The organism is Streptomyces sp. NPDC053427 (assembly GCF_044544985.1).
Lineage (GTDB): Bacteria > Actinomycetota > Actinomycetes > Streptomycetales > Streptomycetaceae > Streptomyces.
Genome location: NZ_JBITYA010000009.1, coordinates 362,479 through 386,782, shown reverse-complemented (window position 1 = coordinate 386,782; position 24,304 = coordinate 362,479). Strand labels below are relative to the sequence as shown.

Genomic DNA, 24,304 nt, shown 5'->3' with positions numbered 1-24,304 from the left:
ACCGTCCGGAAGATGGTGGCACGGCCGACCAGTGGTGAGGGGCATCAGGGTGCATTTCGGGGGTGCGGGAAGCGGAACGATCTCCACCGCACCGCATCGGCGGCACCGTGCCGGCGCTCCTCCACGGCGGTCCCGGACCGTATGTCCGATCCCATTGTCGGTGCAGTGCGGCAGGATGGACCGAATGAGTGCCAGTGGAGATGCGGGGGCGGCCGCAGGGAGCGGCCCGGCGACCGGTGAGCTGCCGGAATACGCGGAGCGGGTCCTCGCCGTCGCCGAGCTGATCCCGGCCGGGCGGGTGATGACGTACGGGGATGTCGCGGAGTGGCTCCGGGACGAGGGGCAGCCCGAAGGGCATCCGGCGAAGGGCGGCGGCGGGCGACGGGAGGGCGGCCCCCGGCAGGTGGGGCGGGTGATGGCCCTCTACGGCGGCGCGGTGCCCTGGTGGCGGGTGGTGCGCTCGGACGGCGTACTGCTGCCCGGCCATGAGCTGCGCGCCCTGGCGCACTACCGCGACGAGGGCACGCCCCTGCGGGAGGCCGCCCGCTCCGCCGAAGGCCACATACCGCGACTGGACATGCGACGGGCCCGCTGGGACGGCACATGACCCGTCTGGCGTAGCGTCGTCCGGCACTCCCCTCACCCACACACCTCGATCAGCAACCCCACCAGGACCGGCGATCCACGTGAGCTCCTCCTCCTCGGCCGTCCCGTCGGCGCCGCCGCACCGGGCGACGCGCCGGGATGCCCCCGGCGCGTACCGACTGGTGCGCACCCCGCCGGTGCCGGTGGATCCTCCTGCCTTGGACGCAGCCCAGCGCGCCGTGGTTGACCACCGCCACGGGCCCCTCCTGGTGCTCGCCGGGCCCGGCACGGGCAAGACCACGACGCTGGTGGAGTCGGTGGCCCGCCGGGTGCGCGACGGCGCCGACCCCGAGCGCATCCTCGTCCTCACCTTCAGCCGCAAGGCCGCCGTCGAACTCCGCGACCGGCTCGCCGCCCGCAACGGCGCCGGCCGGAGCCCCCAGGCCACCACCTTCCACTCCTTCGCCTACGCCCTGGTCCGCGCCCACCAGGACGCCGACCTCTTCGCCGACCCGCTGCGGCTGCTCTCCGGCCCCGAACAGGACCTCGTCGTCCGCGAGCTCCTCGAAGGCCAGGCCCAGCTGGCCGGCGACGGCCGCGCCCAGGTGAGCTGGCCCGACGAACTGCGGGCCTGCCTGACCACCCGCGGCTTCGCCGACGAGGTCCGCGCGGTGCTCGCCCGCAGCCGCGAACTGGGCCTGGGCCCCGACGCCCTCGGCGCCTTCGCCCGCCGCACCGGCCGCCCCGACTGGAGCGCCGCCGCGGCCTTCCTGGCCGAATACCTCGACGTCCTGGACGCCCAGGGCGTGCTGGACTACGCCGAACTGATGCACCGCGCCGTCCTGCTCATCGAGGACCCCCGCATCGCCGCCAAGCTGGCGGCCGCCTACGACGCGGTCTACGTCGACGAGTACCAGGACACCGACGTCGCCCAGGTACGGCTGCTGCACGCCCTGGCCGGCCACCAGGGCGCGCCCGGCACACCGGGCTCCCCGGGCCGCACGCTCCTCGCCTTCGGCGACCCCGACCAGTCGATCTACGCCTTCCGCGGCGCCGACGTGAACGGCATCCTCGACTTCCCCCAGACCTTCCGTCGCGCCGACGGCACCCCCGCCCCGGTGGCGGTCCTGCGCACCGCCAGACGCTCCGGCGCGACCCTGCTGGCCGCAACGAGGCTGCTCACCCACCGGATGCCGCTCACCCGCCTCCCCGCCCGCAAGGTACGGGACCACCGCGAGCCGGCCCCCGTACGCGACGGCGGGCGCATCGAGGCCTACACCTACCCGACCCCCGGCACCGAACTCGACAACATCGCCGACATCCTGCGCCGCGCCCACCTGGAGGACGGCGTGCCCTGGCGCGACATGGCCGTCCTGGTACGCGCCGGCGGCCGCTCCATCCCCGCCGTACGCCGGGCGCTCACCTCCGCCGGAGTGCCTCTCGACATCGACGGCGACGACCTCCCGCTGCGCCACGAACCCGCGGTCGCCCCCCTCCTGACCGCGCTGCGGGCCGCGGCCCGCGCGGCGCTGGACGGCCCGGCCGACCAGCCGCAGCCGCTCGACACCGAAACCGCCCTGGACCTGCTGACCTCCCCCCTGGGCGGCATGGACGCCACCGACCTGCGCCGCCTGGGCCGCGCCCTGCGCGAGGAGGAACGGGCCGCCGGCCACCCGCTGCCCCCGCCCTCCGACGAGCTGATCGCCCGGGCCCTCGCCGAACCGCAGCGCCTGGTGGCCCACGACCCCTCCTACGCCCGCGGCGCCCAGCGGCTCGGCCAGCTGCTGCGCAAGGCCCGCGAACTCCTCGCCGGCGGCGGCACCGCCGAAGCGGCCCTGTGGGAACTGTGGGACGGCACCCCCTGGCCGGGCCGCCTGGAGCGCGCCGCCCGCCGCGGCGGCACCGCCGCCCGCAACGCCGACCGGGACCTGGACGCCGTGGTCGCCCTCTTCGAGACCGCCGCCCGCGCCGAGGAACGCACCGGCGGCCGCGGCGCCCTCAACTTCCTCGAAGAGCTCGACGCCCAGGACATCGCCGCCGACACCCTCACCCGCCGCACGCTGCGCCCCGACGCCGTACGCCTGATGACCGCCCACCGCGCCAAGGGCCTGGAATGGCACCTCGTCGTCGTCGCCGGCGTCCAGGAGGGGCTCTGGCCCGACCTGCGCCGCCGCGGCTCCCTCCTGGAGGCCGACCGCATCGGCCGCGACGGGCTGGCCGAACCCCTCACCCCGGGCGCCCTGCTCGCCGAGGAACGCCGCCTGTTCTACGTGGCCGCCACCCGCGCCCGCGAACGCCTGGTCGTCACCGCCGTCAAGGCCGCCGCCGACGACGGCGACCAGCCCTCCCGCTTCCTCACCGAACTCGGCATCACCCCCCAGGACGTCACCGGCCGCCCCCGCCGCCCCCTCTCCGTCGCCGCGCTCGTCGCCGAACTCCGCGCCACCACCGTCGACCCGACCGCCACCGACGCGCTGCGCGACGCCGCCGCCCAGCGCCTCGCCACCCTCGCCGCGCTCACCGACGACGACGGCCACCCCCTGGTCCCCGCCGCCCACCCCGACAGCTGGTGGGGCCTGGCCGAACCCACCCACACCGGCGTCCCGCTGCGCGACCGCGACCGGCCCGTCGTCCTCTCCGGCAGCGCCCTCGACCAGCTCGCCAACACCTGCTCCCTCCAGTGGTTCCTGGGCCGCGAGGTCAAGGCCGACAAACCCGCCACCGCCGCCCAGGGCTTCGGCAACGTCGTCCACGTCCTCGCCGACGAGGTCGCCTCCGGCCGCAGCCCCGCCGACCTGAACGTCCTCATGGCGCGCCTGGACTCCGTCTGGGACGCCCTCGCCTTCGACGCCCCCTGGAAGTCCCGCCAGGAGAAGGACACCGCCCGCGCCGCCCTCGAACGCTTCCTGCGCTGGCACGTCATGGCACGCGACACCCACGGCCGCCATGCCGTCGCCAGCGAGCACGGCTTCGACGTCACCCTCGCGGCCGGCGCGTACGAAGTCCGCATCCGCGGCAGCATGGACCGCGTCGAACGCGACACCCAGGGCCGCGCCTACGTCGTCGACTTCAAGACCGGCAAGAACAAACCCACCGGTCCCGAGGTCGCCCGCCACCCCCAGCTCGCCGTCTACCAGCTCGCGGTGCGTGAGGGCGCGGTCGACGACGCCTTCGACGGGCACACCCCCGACCCCGGCGGCGCCGAACTGGTCCACCTGCGCCTCGGCGCCACCCGGAAGGAAGGCGGCGACGCGCTGCCCGCCGTCCAGGCCCAGCCGCCGCCCGAAGGCGAATGGGTCGGCGAACTGCTCGCCACCGCCGCCGGCCGCGTCCTGGAGGAACGCTTCACCCCCACCACCGGCACGCACTGCACGCACTGCGCCTTCCGCGCCGCATGCAGCGCCCAGCCGGAAGGGCAGCACGTCGTGGAATGACCCTCCCGGGCCAGGGGAGAGCCCTGACCTGGGCGGACGCCCCGCCCCGCCGCGATTGTCGGTGCCGCCCGTTACGGTTTGCGATGTGTCAGCCCGCATCACCGACCCCGAGCAGCTCAAAGAGCTCCTCGGCATCCCGTTCACACCGGAGCAGATGGAGTGCATCACCGCCCCGCCCGCTCCGCAGGTCATCGTGGCCGGAGCCGGCTCCGGCAAGACGACGGTGATGGCCGCGCGCGTGGTGTGGCTGGTGGGCACCGGCCAGGTCGCCCCCGAACAGGTCCTCGGGCTGACCTTCACCAACAAGGCCGCGGGCGAGCTCGCCGAACGCGTACGGGCCGCCCTCCTCGCCGCCGGCGTCACGGATCCCGACACCCTCCCCACCGACGGCCCCGGGGCGGACCAGCCCCCCGGAGAGCCCCGCATCTCCACCTACCACGCCTTCGCCGGCCAGCTCCTCAAGGACCACGGCCTGCGCATCGGCCTCGAACCCAGCGCCCGCCTCCTCGCCGACGCCACCCGCTTCCAGCTCGCCGCCCGCGTCCTGCGCGCCGCCCCCGGCCCCTACCCGGCCCTCACCAAATCCCTGCCCGCCCTCGTGGAGGACCTCCTCGCCCTCGACGGCGAGCTCGCCGAACACCTCGTCGACCCCGCCCGCCTCCACACCTACGACGGCGCACTCCTCGCCACCCTGGACGGCACCGAACTCACCAACGCCGACCTGCGCAAGATCCCCGAAACCGCCCGCGCCCGCCGCGAACTCCTCGACCTCGTCGGCGCCTACCGCGACGAGAAACGCCGCCGCGACCTCCTCGACTTCGGCGACCAGATCGCCCTGTCCGCCACCCTCGCCACCACCCGCCCCGAAGTCGGCCAGGCCCTGCGCGAGGAATTCCGCGTCGTCCTCCTCGACGAATACCAGGACACCTCCGTCGCCCAGCGCCTCCTGCTCTCCGGCCTCTTCGGCGCCGGCACGGGCACCGGCACCGCCACCGGACATGCCGTCACCGCCGTCGGCGACCCCTGCCAGGCCATCTACGGCTGGCGCGGCGCCTCCGTCGCCAACCTCGACGACTTCCCCGCCCACTTCCCCTTCCCGGACGGCACCCCCGCCCGCCGCTTCGCCCTCAGCGAGAACCGCCGCAGCGGCGGCCGCCTCCTCGACCTCGCCAACGGCCTCGCCGCCCCCCTGCGCCGGATGCACGAAGGCGTCGAAGCGCTGCGCCCCGCCCCCGGCGCCGAACGCGACGGCACGGTCCGCTGCGCCCTGCTGCCCACCCACGCCGACGAACTCACCTGGCTCGCCGACTCCCTCGCCCACCTCGTCCGCACCGGCACCCCGCCCGGCGAGATCGCCGTCCTCTGCCGTACGGCGGGCGACTTCGCCCGCATCCAGGGCGAGCTCGTCGCCCGCGACGTCCCCGTCGAGGTCGTCGGCCTCTCCGGGCTCCTCCACCTGCCCGAGATCGCCGACCTCGTCGCCGTCTGCGAGGTCCTCCAGGACCCCACCGCCAACGCCTCCCTGGTCCGCCTCCTCATCGGCCCCCGCTGGCGCACCGGCCCCCGCGACCTCGCCCTCCTCGGCCGCCGCGCCCGCACCCTCGTCCACCACGGCGGCCCCTCCGACGACCCCGAACGGCGCCTCGCCGAAGCCGTCGAGGGCGTCGACCCCGCCGAGACGATCTCCCTCGCCGACGCCCTCGACACGTTCCTGGAGGCCGACGGCCCCCAGGACGGCCTGCCCTTCTCCGCCGAGGCCCGCATCCGCTTCGCCCGCCTCGCCACCGAACTCCGCGACCTGCGCCGCTGCCTGAGCGACCCGCTCATGGACGTACTGCACCGGGTCCTGGCCACCACCGGCCTGGAGGTCGAACTCTCCGCCTCGCCCCACGCCCTCGCCGCCCGCCGCCGCGAAACCCTCGGCGCCTTCCTCGACATCGCGGCCGGCTTCGCCGCCAAACAGGGCGGCGAAGCCCTCGACGGCGAGGCCTCGCTCCTCGCCTTCCTCGGCTTCCTGCGCACCGCCGTCCAGCACGAAAAGGGCCTCGACAGCTCCCTCCCCGGCGGCGACAACACCGTCAAGGTGCTCACCGCCCACAAATCCAAGGGCCTGGAATGGGACGTCGTCGCCGTCCCCGGCCTGGTCGCCAAGCAATTCCCCAGTGAACAGGCCCGCGAGTCCTGGATCACCCAGCCCAAGGTCCTCCCGCACGCCCTGCGCGGCGACGGCGCCACGCTCCCCGACGTCGAGGAATGGGCCGCCCGCGGCGTGAAGGACTTCAAGGAAGCCATGAAGCGCCACCAGGAGACCGAGGAACTCCGCCTGGGCTACGTCACCTTCACCCGCCCCCGCACCCTCCTCCTCGGCTCCGGCCACTGGTGGGGCCCCAACCAGAAGCGCCCCCGCGGCCCCTCCGCCTTCCTCGACGCGCTCCGCGAGCACTGCGAGGCCGGCCACGGCGAGATCGAGGCCTGGGCCGACGCCCCCGAGCCGGACGCGGAGAACCCCGCCCTCACCGAAGCCGCCACCGAACAGGCCTGGCCGCTCCCCCTCGACCCCGCCGCCACCGCCCGGCGCCGCGCCGCCGCGGCCACGGTCCGGGCACATCTGGCACGGCGGGGACAGGCCACGATCCCGGCCCCGGCCCCCGCTCCCGCCACCGGGCCGCTCTTCGCCGACGACCCGGAGTGGCCGCCGCCACCGGAGGACGAGGCGGCGGGCGAGCCGTACGACGGCCCGTACGACGCGCCGTACGGCGACCCCGGCCCCGGACCGGACGACGACGCCTACCCCGACCCGTACGACGACGCCTACGCCGACCCGTACGAAGGCGACGAACCCGACGACCCCGACGAACCGGACCCCTTCCAGGCCCCGCCGGCCCCCGGCCCCGGCCCCCGCATCATCGCCCAGCGCTCCGCCCCACCGGCCGACCCCGGCGACGCGCCCTCCCGCGCCCTCCTCCCCGAGGAACGCCGCACCGTAGGGTCCTGGGACCGCGACCTCGACGCCCTCGCCGACGAGCTGCGCCGCTCCCGCGCCACGGTCACCGACGTCCCCCTCCCGCCCTCCCTCAGCGCCACCCAGCTGCTCCACCTCGCCGCCGACCCCGACGGCTTCGCCCGTGAGCTCGCCCGCCCCATGCCACGCCCGCCGCAGCCCGCAGCCCGCCGCGGCACCCGCTTCCACGCCTGGGTCGAGTCCCGCTTCGAGGATCTGACGCTGCCCCTGCTCGGCCCCGACGACCTCCCCGGCGCCGGACCGGACGACACCGAGATCGCCGACGAACGCGAGCTGGAGGCCCTCAAGGAAGCCTTCGCCCGCACCCCCTACGCCCACCGCACCCCCTACCGCGTCGAGGCCCCCTTCCAGCTCACCCTCGCCGGACGCGTCATCCGCGGCCGGATCGACGCCGTCTACAAGGAACGCGGCCCCCAGGGCGACCGCTTCGAGATCATCGACTGGAAGACCACCCGGGCCCAGCCCCGCGGCCGCGGCCCATGGCGCACCCCAGGAGCCGACCCCCTCCAGCTGGCCATCTACCGCCTCGCCTGGGCCGAGCGCCACGGCCTGCGGCCCTCCGCCGTCGGCGCCGCCTTCGTCTACATCCGCAGCGGCGAGGTCGTCCGGCCCCGGCGGCTGCCCGGCCGGGCCGGACTCGAGCGCATCCTGCTCGGTGAGACCGCCGACCACCGGCCCCCGCAAGGCCGATAGGCTCGGCCATATGAGCACCACCCCGGACAGTGCCGTCCGCGCTTACATCGCCGATCACCGCGAGACCTTCCTCGACGACCTCGCGGACTGGCTGCGCATCCCCTCCGTCTCGGCCGACCCGGAGCGCGCCGGCGAGGTGCGCCGCAGCGCCGAATGGCTCGCCGCGAAGCTCACCGACACCGGCTTCCCCACCGCCGAGACATGGGAGACCGACGGCCTTCCCGCGGTCTACGCCGAGTGGCCCTCCGACGACCCGGCCGCGCCGACCGTGCTCGTCTACGGCCACCACGACGTCCAGCCCGCCGCCCGGGAGGACGGCTGGCACTCCGACCCCTTCGAGCCGCACACCGCGGACGGCAGGCTCTACGCCCGCGGCGCCGCCGACGACAAGGGCCAGGTCCTCTTCCACACCCTGGGCGTCCGCGCGCACCTCGCGGCCACCGGACGCACCGCCCCCGCCGTCAACCTCAAGCTCCTCATCGAGGGCGAGGAGGAGTCCGGCTCCCCGAACTTCCCGGCCCTGATCGCCCGGCACGCCGACCGCCTCGCCTGCGACGCCGTGATCGTCTCCGACACCGGCATGTGGGCCGAGGACACCCCCACCGTCTGCACCGGCATGCGCGGCCTGACGGACTGCCAGATCGACCTGTACGGCCCCGACCAGGACATCCACTCCGGCTCCTTCGGCGGCGCCGTGCCCAACCCCGCCACCGAGGCCGCCCGGCTCGCCGCCGCCCTGCACGACGACGACCGCCGCGTCGCCGTCCCCGGCTTCTACGACGGCGTGATCGAGCTCACCGACCGCGAGCGCGAGCTCTTCGCCGAGCTGCCCTTCGACGAGGACCGCTGGCTGCGCACCGCGCACTCCCACGCCGCCCTCGGCGAGAGCGGCGCCACCACCCTCGAACGCATCTGGGCCCGCCCCACCGCCGAGGTCAACGGCATCGCCGGCGGTTACCAGGGCCCCGGCGGCAAGACCATCGTGCCGTCCGCCGCCCAGCTGAAGCTCTCCTTCCGGCTGGTCGCCGGCCAGGACGCGGACGCCGTCCAGCAGTCCGTACGCGACTGGGTCGCCGCCCGCCTCCCGGCCGGCATCCGCCACGAGATCACCTTCTGGGGCGCCACCCGCCCCTGCCTGACCCCGCTCGACCACCCCGCGCTCCAGTCCGTCGTCCGCGCCATGGGACGCGCCTTCGGCCAGAAGATCCGCTTCACCCGCGAGGGCGGATCCGGGCCCGCCGCCGACCTCCAGGACGTCCTCGGCGTCCCGGTCCTCTTCCTCGGCATCTCCGTGCCGTCCGACGGCTGGCACGCACCGAACGAAAAGGTCGAACTCGACCTGCTGATGAAGGGCGTGGAAACGGCCGCCCACCTGTGGAGCGACCTGGCAGAGAACTGGCGCCCCCGGCCGGGCACGTCCTGACCGCACCGCCCCGCCCACGCGCGTCCGCCGCCCCGCCCCGCGCCCGTATGCAGCAATCACCCACGCCATAGGGGGAGTTGGAAACAGCAGTGACCACCTGGACCAACCAGCACAGCATCGACCGGCCCATCACCTTCAGCGCGCCGAGCGGGATCGACCGCTCCGCCCACCACCGCCTCGACGAGGCATGGCTCGCGGCGGCCTGGAGCCACCCGACGACGCGCGTCTTCGTGGTGTCCGGCGGCCAGGCGCTCATCGACGACACCCCCGACGGCCGCACCGAACTGATCATGACGCCGTCCTTCGAGGCGCCGCTGACCGAGGCCCACCGCTACTACCTCGGCACCGACGAAGAGGGCATCAGCTACTTCGCCCTCCAGAAGGACGCCCTCCCCGGCCGCATGGACCAGTCCGCCCGCCCGGCCGGCCTGCGCGAGGCGGGGCTGCTGCTGTCCCCCCGCGACGCGGGGCTCCTCGTCCACGCCGTCGCCCTCGAGAACTGGCAGCGCCTGCACCGCTTCTGCTCACGCTGCGGCGAGCGCACCGTCATCGCCGCCGCCGGCCACATCCGCCGCTGCCCCGCCTGCGGCGCCGAGCACTACCCGCGCACCGACCCGGCCGTGATCATGCTGGTCACCGACGAGGAGGACCGCGCGCTCCTCGGCCGCCAGGTCCACTGGCCCGAAGGACGCTTCTCCACCCTCGCCGGCTTCGTCGAGCCCGGCGAGTCCATCGAGCAGTCGGTCGCCCGCGAGGTCTTCGAGGAGGCCGGCGTCGTCGTCGGCGACGTGGAATACGTGGCCAGCCAGCCCTGGCCCTTCCCCTCCAGCCTGATGCTCGGCTTCATGGCCCGCGCCACCTCCTCCGAGATCCAGGTCGACGGCGAGGAGATCGAGGAAGCCCGCTGGTTCTCCCGCGAGGACCTGCACGCCGCCTTCGAATCCGGCGAGGTCCTCCCGCCCTACGGCATCTCCATCGCCGCCCGCCTCATCGAGCTCTGGTACGGCAAGCCGCTCCCCAAGCCCTGACCGCACGGCACCGTGGGCCGGACCCTTCACCGGGCCCGGCCCACGGCCGTGTGCGGCGCGGCCGAGCCGCCCGGCACACCGGTCTCCCGCCCGACCGGCCCCGGGGACGGATCCGCCGGCGCCGCACTGTCCACACAGCGCACGGTCGGCACGGTCGATAAAATTCCGGCTAGAGCCTCTCGCAGGACGAGACGGACGACGAGACGGCCGACGAGAGGGAAGGCCCTGCGAAAGCCCGGCCGCCGACCGGACGGCCCCGCCCCCTCCGGACACGGGACGGTCGACGGCGGCGAAGGTCCTCCCGCGGCCCAGGACACCCCCTTCACCTGCGGGCCGGGCCCGGCGAAGACCGACGGCCCACGGCGAAATCGTCGTCCGGGGCGATCGGACGGCCCATCTCCCGGCTCCCCCTCGCCGCCCGGCCGGACGATCCCGGCCGGACCCACGACGTCAGGAGTGACCATGACCGGCTCTCCCACCCAGGGCATCAAGACCGTGCTGCATCCCGTATCCGACCTGGCGGCGGCCAAGGCGGTGTACGCCGCCCTGCTCGGCGTACCGCCGATGGCCGACGAGCCCTACTACGTCGGCTTCGAGGCCGCCGGCCAGCACATCGGGCTGGTGCCGGGCGGCGGACCGCAGAGCATGACCTCACCGGTGGCCTACTGGCACGTGCCGGACCTCGAGGCGAAGCTGGCCGAGATGACCGCCGCCGGCGCCACCGTGAAGGAACCCGCGCGCGACGTCGGAGGCGGCCGCCTGGTGGCCACCGTCACCGACCCCGATGGCAACGTCCTCGGACTGCTTCAGGAACCATGAGTGCCGCCCCGAGATCGACGCGCTGCCGCAGCGGATGACCGGCTCGCCGCGCGCACCGCACTCACGGACGGAGACACGATGAGCATGGCCACGAGATCCGACACGCAGCCGTCCGCGCTGCGCGACGCCGACAGCCACGAGCTGATCCGCGTGCACGGCGCGCGCGAGAACAACCTCAAGGACGTCAGCGTCGAGATCCCGAAGCGCCGGCTGACGGTGTTCACCGGCGTCTCCGGCTCGGGCAAGAGCTCCCTGGTCTTCGACACGATCGCCGCGGAGTCGCAACGGCTGATCAACGAGACCTACAGCACCTTCGTCCAGGGCTTCATGCCGACCCAGGCGCGGCCCGAGGTCGACGTACTCGAAGGGCTGACGACCGCGATCATCGTCGACCAGCAGCGGATGGGTGCCGACCCCCGCTCCACGGTCGGTACCGCCACCGACGCCAACGCGATGCTGCGCATCCTCTTCAGCCGGCTCGGGAAGCCGCACATCGGCTCGCCCAACGCGTTCTCCTTCAACGTCCCGTCGGTCCGGGCGAGCGGCGCGATCACCGTCGAGCGCGGTGCCAAGAAAACGGTGAAGGCGAGCTTCACCCGCACCGGCGGCATGTGTACGCGCTGCGAAGGCCGGGGCACGGTCTCCGACATCGACCTCACCCAGCTCTACGACGCAGGCAAATCGCTCAACGAGGGCGCGCTCACCATCCCCGGCTACAGCATGGACGGCTGGTACGGCCGCATCTTCACCGGCTGCGGCTTCTTCGACCCGGACAAGCCGATCCGCAAGTACACCAAGAAGGAGCTGAGCGACCTCCTCCACAAGGAGCCGACCAAGATCAAGGTCGACGGCATCAACCTGACGTACGAGGGTCTGATCCCGAAGATCCAGAAGTCCATGCTGTCCAAGGACATCGACGCGCTGCAGCCGCACGTCCGCGCCTTCGTGGAACGCGCGATGACCTTCACCACCTGCCCCGAGTGCGACGGCACCCGGCTCAGCGAGCCCGCCCGGTCGTCGAAGATCAAGAAAATCAACATCGCCGACGCCTGCGCGATGCAGATCAGCGACCTGGCCGCATGGGTCCGCGGCCTGAACGAGCCGTCGGTGGCGCCGCTGCTCGCGACGCTGCAACGGACCCTCGACTCGTTCGTGGGGATCGGCCTCGGCTATCTCTCGCTCGAACGGCCCGCGGGCACGCTGTCGGGCGGCGAGGCGCAGCGCGTCAAGATGATCCGCCACCTCGGCTCCTCGCTCACCGACGTCACCTACGTCTTCGACGAGCCCACCATCGGCCTGCACCCCCATGACATCCAGCGGATGAACGACCTGCTGCTGCAGCTGCGGGACAAGGGCAACACGGTGCTCGTCGTGGAACACAAGCCGGAGACGATCGTCATCGCCGACCACGTGGTCGACCTCGGCCCCGGCGCCGGTACGGCGGGCGGCACGGTCTGCTTCGAGGGCACCGTCGAGGGGCTGCGGGCCGGCGGCACCATCACCGGCCGCCATCTCGACGACCGGGCCGCCGTCAAGGAGACGGTGCGCACGCCCACCGGCGCGCTGGAGATCCGCGGCGCGACGACGCACAACCTGCGGGGCGTCGATGTCGACATCCCGCTCGGGGTGCTCACCGTCATCACCGGCGTCGCCGGCTCCGGAAAGAGCTCGCTCGTGCACGGCTCGATCCCCGCCGACGCCGGTGTGATCTCGGTCGACCAGACCGCCATCCGCGGCTCGCGACGGAGCAACCCGGCGACGTACACCGGACTGCTCGACCCGATCCGCAAGGCGTTCGCCAAGGCCAACGGCGTGAAGCCGGCGCTGTTCAGCGCCAACTCCGAGGGCGCCTGCCCCACCTGCAACGGCATCGGCGTCCTCTACACCGATCTGGCGATGATGGCCGGTGCCACCAGCACCTGCGAGGAGTGCGAGGGCAAGCGGTTCGAGGCATCGGTCCTCGACCACCACCTCGGCGGCCGCGACATCAGTCAGGTGCTCGCGATGTCGGTGGCCGAGGCGGAAGAGTTCTTCGGCGCCGGCGAGGCGCACACACCGGCCGCGCACCGCATCCTCGGCCGGCTCGCCGACGTCGGGCTCGGCTACCTCACCATCGGCCAGCCGCTCACCACGCTGTCCGGCGGCGAGCGCCAGCGGCTCAAGCTGGCCACCCACATGGCCGACAAGGGCGGCGTCTACGTCCTCGACGAGCCGACCACCGGCCTGCACCTCGCCGACGTCGAGCAGCTGCTCGGCCTGCTCGACCGGCTCGTCGACTCCGGCAAGTCGGTCATCGTTGTCGAGCACCACCAGGCGGTCATGGCGCACGCCGACTGGATCATCGACCTCGGCCCCGGCGCCGGCCACGACGGCGGCAGGATCGTCTTCGAGGGCACGCCCGCCGACCTCGTCGCCGCCCGCTCCACCCTCACCGGCGAGCACCTCGCGGCCTACGTCGGCGCCTGACCGAGGGCCGGCGTCCGCGCCTCCACAGAGCGCCGCCCCCTCCGGTGACATCGACCGGAGGGGGCGCAGCGCGGGGGAGCCTCGGACGCCGAGAGCTCGGACGGCGAGAGCGTCAGACGGCGAGAGCCTGCTTCACCTGGGCGAGGCTGGGGTTCGTCATGACGATGTTCTCGCCGCCGCTGGGGGGAACCACCAGAACCGTCGGCACCGTCTGATTGCCGTCGTTCGCCTTCTCGACGAAGGCCGCCGACTCCGGGTCGTGCTCAATGTTGATCTCGGTGTACGCGATGCCCTCGCGGTCCATCTGCCCCTTCAGTCGACGGCAGTATCCGCACCAGGTGGTGCTGTACATCGTCACGGTTCCCGCCATGCGCCCCGCGCTCCTCACGTCTCGTGTCCAGGCCGCCCGGACAGGGTGTCCGCGGCGGCGACTAGCACGTCAACGCACAGGGGGGCCGGACCATTCCCGACGCGTTTCCGAGGCTTGTCGCCTTGCGGCTGCCGCTTCGTTTTCCTCCCCCGCCCCGCCCCGCCCCGCCCCTCACCCCAGCCGAACCCTGCTTCCAAGCCCCGCCCCCGCCCCCACCCGCCCCGCCCCACCCCGTGCCCACCCCACCCCGCGCCCACCCCAGCCCCGGCCGAACCCCCCTCCCGACCCCCGCGCCCCCAACCCGGCTGACCCCCGACCGTCCCCGGCCGCCCCGGACAACCTCCCGCCGCCCCGCCACGCCCCGGCCCCCCGGGCCCCATGCCCCCGTGTCCCGCGTCCCCGAACCCCGCTCCCGCCCCGAGGCCCCGGCCGCCGGATCCCGGCAGCGCCGACCAGTGAGAGTCCCGGCGGTCAGGCCGGAGGATCGCCCCTGCCTCGGCCGCCGCTGCACAGCACAGCAGAGCGGCCCGGCCTCGCGTCGTCGGCCGTCCCCGGCGGGCGGAGGCGGTACGACCGGAGTACGTCGCCTGTGGACAACTTTCCCGGGTGCCTCCGCGGACCTGGCAGCATGGCGGGGTGACACCAGCAACGCACTCCACTCTTTTCCCGCAGGTCCCCGAGACGGCCGATGCGGTGCTCGACGGGCTCGACCCCGAGCAGCGCGAGGTCGCGACGGCTCTGCACGGTCCGGTGTGCGTGCTGGCCGGCGCCGGGACGGGGAAGACCCGCGCGATCACGCACCGGATCGCGTACGGCGTGCGGGCCGGGATCCTGCAGCCGGCCAGTGTGCTTGCTGTCACATTCACCGCGCGCGCGGCGGGCGAGATGCGGGGGCGGCTGCGGCAGCTCGGTGCGGGGGGCGTCCAGGCCAGGACGTTCCACTCCGCGGCCCTGCGGCAGCTGCAGTTCTTCTGGCCGAAGGCGGTCGGCGGGGAGGTCCCGCGGCTGCTGGAGCGCAAGATCCAGGTCGTCGCCGAGGCCGCCGCGCGCTGCGGCATCCGGCTCGACCGCAATGAGCTGCGTGATGTCACGGCCGAGATCGAGTGGTCCAAGGTCACCCAGACCGTGCCCGCCGACTATCCGGCCGCGGTCGTCAAGGCCGGCCGGGAGGCGCCGCGCGACCCGGCCGAGATCGGGCAGATCTACCGCACGTACGAGCAGCTCAAGCGCGACCGGGGCACCATCGACTTCGAGGACGTGCTGCTGCTCACGGTCGGTGTGCTGCAGGACCGGCATGACATCGCCGAGCAGGTGCGGACGCAGTATCAGCACTTCGTCGTGGACGAGTACCAGGACGTCAGCCCGCTGCAGCAGCGGCTGCTGGAGCTGTGGCTGGGGGACCGCGACAGCCTGTGCGTGGTCGGCGACGCCAGCCAGACGATCTACAGCTTCACGGGCGCCACTCCGGACCATCTGCTCAACTTCCGTACGCGCCATCCGAACGCCACCGTCGTCAAGCTCGTCCGCGACTACCGCTCCACCCCGCAGGTCGTCCACCTCGCCAACGGGCTGCTCACCCAGGCCAAGGGCCGGGCCGCCGAACACCGGCTGGAGCTGGTCTCGCAGCGCGAGGCGGGTCCGGAGCCCGCGTATGTGGAGTACGCCGACGAGCCTGCCGAGGCGGAGGGCACGGCCCGGCGGATCCGCGACCTCATCGCCTCCGGGGTCCCGGCCGGCGAGATCGCCGTGCTCTTCCGTATCAACGCCCAGTCCGAGGTCTACGAACAGGCGCTGGCCGACGCCGGCGTGCCCTACCTGCTGCGCGGGGCCGAGCGGTTCTTCGAGCGGCCCGAGGTGCGGGAGGCCGGGGTCAAGCTGCGCGGCGCCGCCCGCTTCGGGGGCAATGACGCGCTGCTCGACGATGCGGTCGGTCTGCCGTCCGAGGTGCGGGCGGTGCTCAGCGACATGGGCTGGACGAGCCGGCCGCCGGCCGGATCCGGCGCGGTGCGCGACCGCTGGGAATCCCTGGCGGCGCTGGTGCGGCTGGCCGAGGACTTCGCCAAGGCCCGCCCCGAAGCGACCCTCGCCGACCTGGTGGCCGAGCTGGACGAGCGGGCCAACGCCCAGCACGCCCCGACGGTCGAGGGGGTCACGCTCGCCTCGCTGCATGCGGCGAAGGGCCTGGAGTGGGACGCCGTTTTCCTGGTGGGTCTCACCGAGGGCATGATGCCGATCACCTACGCCAAGACCGATGAGCAGATGGAGGAGGAGCGTCGGCTCCTTTATGTCGGGGTGACCCGCGCCCGGATGCATCTGGGGCTGTCGTGGTCGCTGGCGCGCTCGCCCGGTGGCCGTGCGTCGCGCCGCGCCAGCCGGTTCCTGAGCGGGCTGCGGCCCGGGTCCGGGGCGATGGCCGGGCGCCGTTCGGCCGGTGCGGTGGCCGGCGGCGTCGAGCGCGGGGGTGCGGCGGCGGGGGCGAGCCGGCGCAGGGACCGCCGTCCGGCGCGTTGCCGGGTGTGCAACAAGACCCTGACGGACGCGGGCGAGATGAAGCTGATGCGCTGTGAGGACTGCCCGTCGGAGATCGACGAGGCGCTCTACGAGCGGCTGCGGGACTGGCGCGCCGAACAGGCGGCCCGGACGCGGCAGCCGGCGTACTGCGTCTTCACCGACAAGACGCTGATGGCGATTTCCGAGGCGGTTCCGGGAACCGAATCGGAGCTTGCGGGCATCTCAGGGGTGGGACGGCGAAAGCTGGACCGCTACGGGGCGGATGTGCTGGCACTCTGCGCCGGCGAGGAACTCGTGGACGTGCTGGAGGAGGCATCCGAAGGCGCCGCGAAAAACTCGTCGGAAAAATAGTTTGCGTGTGTGGAGCGCAGCCCCATAGCCTTCACAAGCAACGGAGACAACGGAACCTTCCGAGATCCGATGGATCCGTGCTGTACTTGAACAAGCCTGGAACGGGATTCCCGGTCCACCGAGACGCCGAGAGGAGGCGAGCCCAGTGATCAGCATTATCGAGACCAACAAAATGACCGATCTCTCGGTCGTCGCCACCTGCACCCTCGGCTCCTCGCTCCTGGGCACCGGTCTGTCCGGCTTCGGCCGCCTGTCCGGTACCGAGGTTGCGCGCCCCGAGACCCTCACTGTGCTGACGCTCAGTGAGCGCGCCGCGCGACCGACCGAGGCACCTGCGGTAGCAGCAGCGGCGGCAGAGGCGAATGCCTTTGCCTTCGAAGCGGCGGCCAATGGTGCCGGATCCCGGAAGCAGTACCAGACGCAGCATGAAATGTGGGCCTACCGCGGCCTCGAACCCTGGAGAGATCCAGCCTGATCGGCAGATTAGGTCGGCACCTTCCAGGGCCGCGGAACCCACACCGGGATCCGCGGCCCTTTTGTTTGCCCCACGCGCCCGCCACCAGCCGGGCCGAAACAGACGAGGAACACACACCGTGCAACTGCAGACGCACACCCCGTCCGTAGCGACCGACCTGATCCCTCCGCCCGACCCCCAGGAGAACTCCTTGCTGCCCCTCACCGAGCTCGACGACGAGATCGACCGCCTCGGCGCTGCCGTCCCGTGCCGCACCTATGACCCCGAGGTCTTCTTCGCCGAGTCCCCGGCCGACGTCGAGTACGCCAAGACGCTGTGTCAGACCTGTCCCGTGCGTGAGGCCTGCCTCGCCGGCGCCAAGGACCGCCGTGAGCCCTGGGGCGTCTGGGGCGGAGAGCTCTTCGTCCAGGGTGTCGTCGTGCCCCGCAAGCGTCCGCGTGGCCGTCCGCGCAAGAACCCGGTCGCGGCATGAACCTCACCGGCACAGGAACGATCGACCGTCCCGTCACCCGGGATCCCAAGAAGCAGGACCCCACGATGAATCCCACTTTCACCGACACGCCCGCCCCCGTGAACGCCGACGCGATCGAGTCGCGTCAGAACAGGAACCACGCCATGCAACTCATCCCAGAAGCCCTGGCGCGTGCGCATATGCATGAACGCCTCCGGGAGGCCGAGTCCGAACGCAGGGCTCACCGGCTCGCCGCCGCGCGGCGTATGCAGCGGCGCGCCGAGCGTGCGTCGCTGCGTGCCCGCCGCGCGCTGGCCATGGCTGTGATGCAGTAACGGGGGTCTGCATCCCGCACACGGGGTCCGTCCGACAGGGCGGGCCCCGTGTGGTGTTGCGGCGTTGTATCCGGGTTGATGCGGTTGTCGGGGATATCGTCGGATGGTGGAACAGCAGACGCATGAACAGGCGGAGTTGACCGGCGGCCACACCGTGTGCGCCGGCTGTGGCGCGGTCGCCGAGGGCGCACCGCCGACCTGGACGTGCTCCGTCGAGAACGGGGAGCGTCGTTACTTCTGTGAGGCCTGCGCGCGGGAGAACATCCGGGCCATCGAGGGGCGCCTGGATTCCAGCTGGTGGTGAGGGCGCGCGGTCATCGCGGCCGCCGCCCGGTCGGCCGGGCGGCGCGCTCAGGCCGGGCTCTCCCGCACGGCCTCCTTCTCCCGCCCGGCGTCGCCGTCGTCGATGTCCGCGTCGATCTCCAGGGTGAGGTCTGCTTCGTCCGCCGTCGGCTCGGCCTCCTCCTGCGGTACGAACCCGGGCAGCCACGCCGCCAGCTCGTCCCGCAGCCGTACCGTCGCCCCGAGCTGGCACAGCACGCCGATCGTGCTCAAGGTCACTCGGTGGATCAGCAGGTATGCGGGCGGCAGGTTGAGCCGCTTGCCCAACTGGTGGGCGGGTGAGCGGGGGTCGCCGATCCGGGTCGCCTGATGGCGCATCCAGTCGCGGGTGAAGGTGAACTCCTCGACCTGCGCCGGTTCGATGATCGGCAGCAGATAGTCCAGCACCGCGTCCGGGTCCAGCTCGATGGTCTCCTTGACGAAGCCCTCCTCGCACAGCAGCTGGTAGACCCCGTCCGCCTCGCCGTCCAGCGTCATCCGCAGCGAGGTGCCGATGGTCGGCGGCAGGCCCTCGGGCAGCCGGTCGACGGTGCCGAAGTCCAGCACCCCCAGCCGCCACCGGTCGGCGGGTCCGTCCGGGTCGTCGCCGGTCAGCAGCCGGAAGTTGCCCGGATGCGGGTCGGCGTGCAGCAGGCCGGTGCGGGCGGGGCCGGAGAAGAGGAAGCGGGCCAGGAGCTGTCCGGCCCGGTTGCGCTGTTCCTCGGTGCCGTTCGCGATGATCTCGGACAGCGGTACGCCGTCCATCCACTCCGTCACCAGCACCTGGTCGCTCTGGTGGACGACGGCGGGTACGGCGACATCCGGGTCGTCGGCGAACTCCTCGGCATGCGCCTGCTGGGCCTCGGCCTCCAGGCCGTAGTCCAGCTCCTCCGAGACCCGGTCGCGCAGCTCGGTGATCAGCGGCTTGATGTCCATGCCCGGGATCAGCGGTCCCAGCAGCCGCGCGAACCGGCTCAGCTGGGTGAGGTCCGACAGCAGTGCCTGGCCCGCCCCCGGGTACTGCACCTTGACGGCCACCTCGCGGCCGTCGTGCCATACCGCGCGGTGCACCTGCCCGATGGACGCGGCGGCCGCCGGCTTGTCCTCGAACTCCTCGAACAGCTGTCGCCAGTCGTCGCCGAGCCGCTCCGCCAGTACGGCGTGCACCGTGCCGGTCGGCATCGGCGGCGCGGCTTCCTGAAGCTTCGTCAGGGCGGCGCGGTAGGGCCCGGCGATCTCCTCGGGGAGCGCGGACTCGAAGACCGACAGGGCCTGCCCGAACTTCATCGCGCCGCCCTTCAGCTCGCCGAGCACCTTGAAGAGCTGTTCCGCGGTGCGCTGTTGGAGTTCGCGGCCGACGATCTCGGCGGATCTGCCGCCTATCCGCTTGCCCAGGCCCCAGGTGGCGCGGCCGGCGAACCCCAGCGGCAGGGCGGCCAGCTTGGCGGTGCGGGTGACCGCCTTGCGGGGAAGATCAGACATGCGCCCCTCCAACTCACACTGTCCCCCTACCGGGGTTACTCCGTCATTGTGGCGTCTCGTGTTCGAGAATCCGAGGCGCCCGCCCCACTATGTGGAGCGGCGGCACCGCAGCCGCACTCGGGATGCGGCTCGATCCTCACCGTGCGCACGCTCGCACACGGCAGCGGGAGCTCCATCCGCGCCCCTGTGCACGGCGGGAGTTCGCCGTCGAGGAACGTCAGCGCCTGTACGGCGGCGAGCCCGGCCACCGCCGCCGCCAGTGCGGCATCACAGGCCGGTACGGCGGTCGAGGCGCGCCCCGACCGCCACTGCGAGAGCAGCCGAGGCCAGGCCGGCTCCGTTTCCGTACGCCGTAACTCGTCGCAGCGGGCGCATGCCGAACCGCCCGGAAGGACCAGCGGACCCACCACTCCCGTGCCCTCGATCACCCCGGCGTAAAGATGCGGGATGCCGGCCGTGAGGAACGGTTCGGACAGGACGGGGTCGGGGGCGTACGCGGCGAGGCCGTCGCGTGGGGTGAGCACCACCAGGGACAGTCCCGGCTCGCCGGAATCGCCGACCGGGCCCCTCGGCCGGGGTGTGCGGCTCCAGGGGGAGGACTGCTGGACCAGCCGTCGTGCGCAGGCGTCGCGCCGCTCGCCGATCCGCTCGGCCGGCAGTCCGCCCGGTGTGACGTCCCACGGTTCGACGGTGCCGCCGTCCAGCACCTCCACCCGGCCGAGCCCCGAGGCGGAGAGCAGCGCCGCGACCGCGGCTCCCACCCGTCCCGTCCCGCGCACCCGTACGCGGACTCCGCGGCGTGCCCCCATCCGCCCCAGGGCGCCCGCCGCTTCGGGGTGCCGTACCGACAGCGAGGCCAGGTCCGGCCGCAGCCGGTCGAGGGCCGGGCCGTCCGCCCGCACCGCATCGGCCGCCGGGCCGCCCGCCGCCGGGGCCTCCAGGAGCCCGGCGGCGCCCAGGCGTTCCACCACGCCCCGTGCGTGCGCGGGCGGGAGGTCCAGCGCCCCGGCCGCCGTGACCAGTTGCTGCAGGCTGCGCGTGCCGTCGATCATTCCCAGGAAGCTGCCGGTCGCGGTGTCGACCGGGCGCACCTCTTTCGCGTGGGCCGGCGCCACCCCGAACCGCACCGTCTCCCTGTCCGGCCAGCCGCGCCGCAGCGCGGGCTTGAGCATCGGATGCATGATCCGCCCCCGTCCCTCGTCGTCCTGCCCTCAGCATGCGGCAGAAGGAAAAAGTCGGTGAAGTTATCCACAGGCGGCGGTGTCCGCCGGCGCCGGGTATGTGTCGTACGAGTGGTGCGCGCCGTGGAGTGTTTCGGTGGCGAACCGTCCGCCGGGCGGGACTTCGCCCGGGGCCAGCGGGTAACGTCGGGCGCGTGCCCGCCGACCCCACGCCACGCGGCTCCGGAGAGACACCCCTGCGCCGCGCCGCAGACACCTCGCGCGGGGCTGCCCAGAGCCCGAAGGCCCGCGGATCGGGGACGAGTGCGGTCGAGGTGCGCCGCAGCTCACGGCGGCGCAGAACGGTCTCCGCGTACCGTGAGGGCGACCGTACGGTGGTCCTGATTCCGGCCCGTATGTCCGAGGCCGAGGAGCGGCGCTGGGTCACGGTCATGCTGGACAAGCTCGCCGCCCAGGAGAGCAAGCGGATGCTGGGCGACAGCGACCTCGCCGAGCGGGCCGAGCGGCTGTCCGGGCAGTTCCTCGAGGGGCGGGCCCGGCCCGCGTCCGTGCGCTGGGTGACCAATCAGAACACCCGCTGGGGCTCGTGCACCCCGGCCGAGGGCAGCATCCGTCTCTCGCACCGTCTGCAGGGCATGCCGGAGTACGTCATCGACTACGTACTGCTGCATGAGCTCGCCCACCTTCTCGTTCCCGGTCACGGACCGCGGTTCTGGCGCCTGCTGGAGTCCTATCCGCGGACGGAGCGGGCCCGCGGCTACCTCGAAGGCGTCGTCGCGGCCGACAGGTTGCCGCATTTGCCCGCGGCGCGCAGGGAATGAGGGCCGCGCCCGGTGGCATTGGCGGTGCCCCGGCATCGCCCGCTGTCAGCGCCAGCGGTTAGCCTGGCGCGTGACGAACTCACAGCGGGAGCGGGGGACGGTCGTAACGTATGGCCAGGGAATTCCAGCGGGGCCACAAGGCCAAGGTCAGTGATCTGACGGCGGGAACGGATCTGTACGTCGGCGTGCAGATCGGCGGTCCGGGCCTGACCTTCGACATCAGCTGCTTCGGTCTGGATGCCGGGGAACGGCTCTCCGACGACCGGTACTTCATCTTCTTCAACCAGCCCAAGTCGCCCGAGGAGTCGATCCAGCTGCTCGGCGCGCAGGCCGGCGACGCCGAGTCCTTCCGGGTCACGCTCGACAAGATCCCGCCGCACATCCAGAAGCTGTCCTTCAGCGCGGCGCTCGACGGCGCGGGCCAGATCTCCCAGATCGGCCCCGGCTACATCCGGATCGTGGCCGGCGGCGAGGAAGTTGCCCGCTACTCCTTCGACGGTAGCGAGTTCAGCACGGAACGTGCCGTCATGCTCGGCGACTTCTATCTCAAGGACGTCTGGCGGTTCGCCGCGGTCGGCCAGGGATTCGACGGCGGCCTGGAGGCGCTGCTGAAGAACTTCGGCGGCGAGGTCGCCGAAGAGGCGGAGGCGGAGGCTCCGCCCGCCGCGGCCCAGGGGGCGCCCGGTTTCGCGCCGCCGGCCGGTGGGGCGCCCGCGCCCGCGCCGTCCTTCGCGGCCCCCGCCGCGCCGCAGCAGCCCGCGCCCGACTTCGGCCCGCCGCAGGGCGCGCCCCCGGCGGCCCCGCAGCAGCCGCAGCCCCAGGCGCCCGTTGCCCCGCAGGTGCACAACGCGCCGACGATCGCCGCGCCGCTGGTCCCGCCCGGGGGCCCGGTGCCGCCGCCCGGTGTGCCCGGCCCGCCCGGACAGCAGCAGCCCGCCCCCTATGGTCAGCCCGCGCCGGGCGGCTACCCCGGCCAGCAGGCCCCGCAGGCGCCCCCGTACGGCCAGCCGATGCCCGGTCAGCCGGTGCCCGGCCAGGCCCTGTACGGCCAGCCCGGCCAGTTCCCCGCCCAGCCCGCGCCGTACGGCCAGCCGGGAGCGCAGCCCCCCGGTGCGCCGCATCCGGGCCAGGTCCCGGCCGTCCCCCAGGGCGGTGGCCCCGGCCTCGGTGTCGTACTGGACAAGTACAAGGAAGCGCCCACGGGTCAGCGCTGGGCGCCGCAGAACGCCAAGCTGATCCGCGTCGACCTCGGTGTCGACGGCCAGCCGGTGCTCGCCAAGCAGGGCAGCATGGTGCTCTACCAGGGCAAGGTCGACTTCGGCTACAAGGGCGCCGGCTTCCGCGGCCGGATCACCGGCAATGCCACCGGCCAGGAGATGCAGCTGATGCGCTGCAGCGGCCAGGGCCAGGTGTTCTTCGCGGAGAACAGCGCCCATGTCCACCCCATCGAGCTGCAGGGCGACGCCATCTGCGTCTCCGCCGAGTCCGTGCTCGCCTTCGACGAGTCGCTGCAGCACGAGGTCCGCCGGATCGAGGGCCACGGCATCCCTGGTGGCGCCCTGTTCACCATGCAGTTCCAGGGGACCGGCACGATCGTCGTCAAGACCCAGGGCACGCCCGTCGTGCTGCCGGTCACCCCGACCACCTTCGCCGACGCCAACGCCATCGTGGCCTGGTCCGCCGCCTCCCAGGTGATCATCTCCAGCCAGGTGAGCGTGCGTCGGCAGGCCTATCCGGGACACTCCGGCGAGACCGTGAACCTCCAGTTCCGCGGCGCGCCCGGCAACTTCATCGTCGTCCAGCCCTACGAGGTCTGAGGGAGCCCGTAAAACATGAACCAGCAGCAGCTGTCGGGCTACGTCCCGACCCCGCCCGCCGCCCGTATGGAGAACCACGGCAACGCCATGGTGAAGATCGCCATGCAGAGCGGCCAGGACGTCTTCGCGCGCACCGGCTCGATGGTCGCCTACGAAGGGTTCGTCCAGTACGAGCCCAACCCGCCCGCGGTGCGCCAGATGGCCTCCCAGTGGATCTCCGGTGAGGGCGCCCCGCTGATGAAGTGCTCCGGCGACGGCCTGCTCTTCCTCGCCGACTACGGCGCCGACGTGGTCTGCATCAACCTCAACGGCGACTCGCTCTCCGTCAACGGCACCAACATCCTCGCCTTCGACGCCCACCTCCAGTGGGGCGTGCAGCGCGTCAAGGGGATGGCGAAGTTCGCCGGCCAGGGGCTCTTCAACGTCGGGATCTCCGGCACCGGCTGGGTCGCGCTGACCTCCCGGGGCACGCCCATAGTCGTCGACTGCGGCCGGGGCGAGGACGAGACCTATGTGGACCCCGACGCCCTCGTCGCCTGGTCCACCAATCTGAAGATGAAGGGCAAGCGCAGCTTCAAGGCGTCCTCGATGATCGGACGCGGCAGCGGCGAGGCGTACCAGCTGGGCTTCTCCGGCCAGGGGTTCGTCGTCGTCCAGCCCAGCGAGGACAGCACCGACCGGCTCCGGGCCCGGGGCTGAGGGGGAGGACCGAACACGCC

At 73.0% G+C, this 24,304-nt stretch carries 18 protein-coding genes; 15 read left to right on the top strand and 3 right to left on the bottom strand.

Annotation, left to right across the window (positions count from 1 at the left end):
- Positions 1 to 184 precede the first annotated feature (184 nt).
- The 7 genes from ACIGWZ_RS26325 (at position 185) to ACIGWZ_RS26295 (ending at position 13,470) form a co-directional block, all read left to right on the top strand.
- Entirely contained in the window at positions 185 to 607 is a 423-nt protein-coding gene (locus ACIGWZ_RS26325) for an MGMT family protein (RefSeq protein WP_400068689.1), read from the top strand.
- Between the two features lie 79 nt (positions 608 to 686).
- Positions 687 to 4,019 carry an ATP-dependent helicase gene (locus ACIGWZ_RS26320; protein ID WP_400068687.1) on the top strand — a complete coding sequence of 1,111 codons (3,333 nt, stop codon included), beginning with the start codon at positions 687 to 689 and terminating at the stop codon, positions 4,017 to 4,019.
- 85 nt (positions 4,020 to 4,104) lie between these two features.
- Positions 4,105 to 7,734, top strand: coding sequence for a UvrD-helicase domain-containing protein (locus ACIGWZ_RS26315; RefSeq protein WP_400068685.1), 3,630 nt, complete (start codon positions 4,105 to 4,107; stop codon positions 7,732 to 7,734).
- A 10-nt stretch (positions 7,735 to 7,744) separates the two neighbouring features.
- Entirely contained in the window at positions 7,745 to 9,157 is a 1,413-nt protein-coding gene (locus tag ACIGWZ_RS26310; protein WP_400068683.1) for a dipeptidase, read from the top strand.
- Positions 9,158 to 9,246: 89 nt separating this feature from the next.
- The gene (gene nudC, locus ACIGWZ_RS26305; RefSeq protein WP_400068682.1) at positions 9,247 to 10,185 is read left to right on the top strand and encodes an NAD(+) diphosphatase; all 939 of its coding nucleotides are present in this window, start codon (positions 9,247 to 9,249) and stop codon (positions 10,183 to 10,185) included.
- A 462-nt stretch (positions 10,186 to 10,647) separates the two neighbouring features.
- Complete coding sequence (locus ACIGWZ_RS26300; RefSeq protein ID WP_400068680.1) at positions 10,648 to 11,004, top strand: VOC family protein; 357 nt, start codon at positions 10,648 to 10,650, stop codon at positions 11,002 to 11,004.
- Between the two features lie 78 nt (positions 11,005 to 11,082).
- On the top strand, positions 11,083 to 13,470 hold the full coding sequence (locus ACIGWZ_RS26295) for an ATP-binding cassette domain-containing protein (protein ID WP_400068678.1): 2,388 nt from the start codon (positions 11,083 to 11,085) through the stop codon (positions 13,468 to 13,470).
- 112 nt (positions 13,471 to 13,582) lie between these two features.
- Here the strand turns inward: ACIGWZ_RS26295 and ACIGWZ_RS26290 are convergent, their stop codons facing one another.
- Complete coding sequence (locus ACIGWZ_RS26290; protein ID WP_400068676.1) at positions 13,583 to 13,840, bottom strand: mycoredoxin; 258 nt, start codon at positions 13,838 to 13,840, stop codon at positions 13,583 to 13,585.
- A gap of 636 nt (positions 13,841 to 14,476) precedes the next feature.
- Between ACIGWZ_RS26290 and ACIGWZ_RS26285 the strand changes: the two genes are divergently transcribed.
- From ACIGWZ_RS26285 to ACIGWZ_RS26265, 5 genes are all read left to right on the top strand, one after another.
- A complete protein-coding gene (locus ACIGWZ_RS26285) occupies positions 14,477 to 16,702 on the top strand; it encodes an ATP-dependent DNA helicase UvrD2 (RefSeq protein ID WP_400068674.1) in 2,226 nt (741 codons plus the stop codon).
- Between the two features lie 145 nt (positions 16,703 to 16,847).
- Positions 16,848 to 17,177 carry a hypothetical protein gene (locus tag ACIGWZ_RS26280; RefSeq protein ID WP_400068672.1) on the top strand — a complete coding sequence of 110 codons (330 nt, stop codon included), beginning with the start codon at positions 16,848 to 16,850 and terminating at the stop codon, positions 17,175 to 17,177.
- 118 nt (positions 17,178 to 17,295) lie between these two features.
- Positions 17,296 to 17,649: a WhiB family transcriptional regulator gene (locus ACIGWZ_RS26275; RefSeq protein WP_026169602.1), complete on the top strand. Its 354-nt coding sequence runs from the start codon at positions 17,296 to 17,298 to the stop codon at positions 17,647 to 17,649.
- Complete coding sequence (locus ACIGWZ_RS26270) at positions 17,646 to 17,963, top strand: hypothetical protein (RefSeq protein WP_400068670.1); 318 nt, start codon at positions 17,646 to 17,648, stop codon at positions 17,961 to 17,963. Before ACIGWZ_RS26275 ends, ACIGWZ_RS26270 begins: the two co-directional genes overlap by 4 nt.
- Before the next feature lie 103 nt (positions 17,964 to 18,066).
- Positions 18,067 to 18,267, top strand: a complete 201-nt coding sequence (locus ACIGWZ_RS26265; protein ID WP_400068668.1) for a hypothetical protein — start codon at positions 18,067 to 18,069, stop codon at positions 18,265 to 18,267.
- A 47-nt stretch (positions 18,268 to 18,314) separates the two neighbouring features.
- Here the strand turns inward: ACIGWZ_RS26265 and ACIGWZ_RS26260 are convergent, their stop codons facing one another.
- Together ACIGWZ_RS26260 and ACIGWZ_RS26255 are read right to left on the bottom strand one after the other, a co-directional pair.
- Positions 18,315 to 19,766, bottom strand: coding sequence for an ABC1 kinase family protein (locus ACIGWZ_RS26260; protein WP_400068665.1), 1,452 nt, complete (start codon positions 19,764 to 19,766; stop codon positions 18,315 to 18,317).
- 35 nt (positions 19,767 to 19,801) lie between these two features.
- A complete protein-coding gene (locus ACIGWZ_RS26255) occupies positions 19,802 to 20,938 on the bottom strand; it encodes a ThiF family adenylyltransferase (protein WP_400068663.1) in 1,137 nt (378 codons plus the stop codon).
- A gap of 203 nt (positions 20,939 to 21,141) precedes the next feature.
- Between ACIGWZ_RS26255 and ACIGWZ_RS26250 the strand changes: the two genes are divergently transcribed.
- The 3 genes from ACIGWZ_RS26250 (at position 21,142) to ACIGWZ_RS26240 (ending at position 24,284) form a co-directional block, all read left to right on the top strand.
- A complete protein-coding gene (locus ACIGWZ_RS26250; protein ID WP_400068661.1) occupies positions 21,142 to 21,768 on the top strand; it encodes a M48 family metallopeptidase in 627 nt (208 codons plus the stop codon).
- A gap of 110 nt (positions 21,769 to 21,878) precedes the next feature.
- Positions 21,879 to 23,585: a TerD family protein gene (locus ACIGWZ_RS26245; protein ID WP_400068659.1), complete on the top strand. Its 1,707-nt coding sequence runs from the start codon at positions 21,879 to 21,881 to the stop codon at positions 23,583 to 23,585.
- Between the two features lie 15 nt (positions 23,586 to 23,600).
- A complete protein-coding gene (locus tag ACIGWZ_RS26240) occupies positions 23,601 to 24,284 on the top strand; it encodes an AIM24 family protein (RefSeq protein WP_400068656.1) in 684 nt (227 codons plus the stop codon).
- The last annotated feature ends 20 nt before the right edge of the window (positions 24,285 to 24,304 follow it).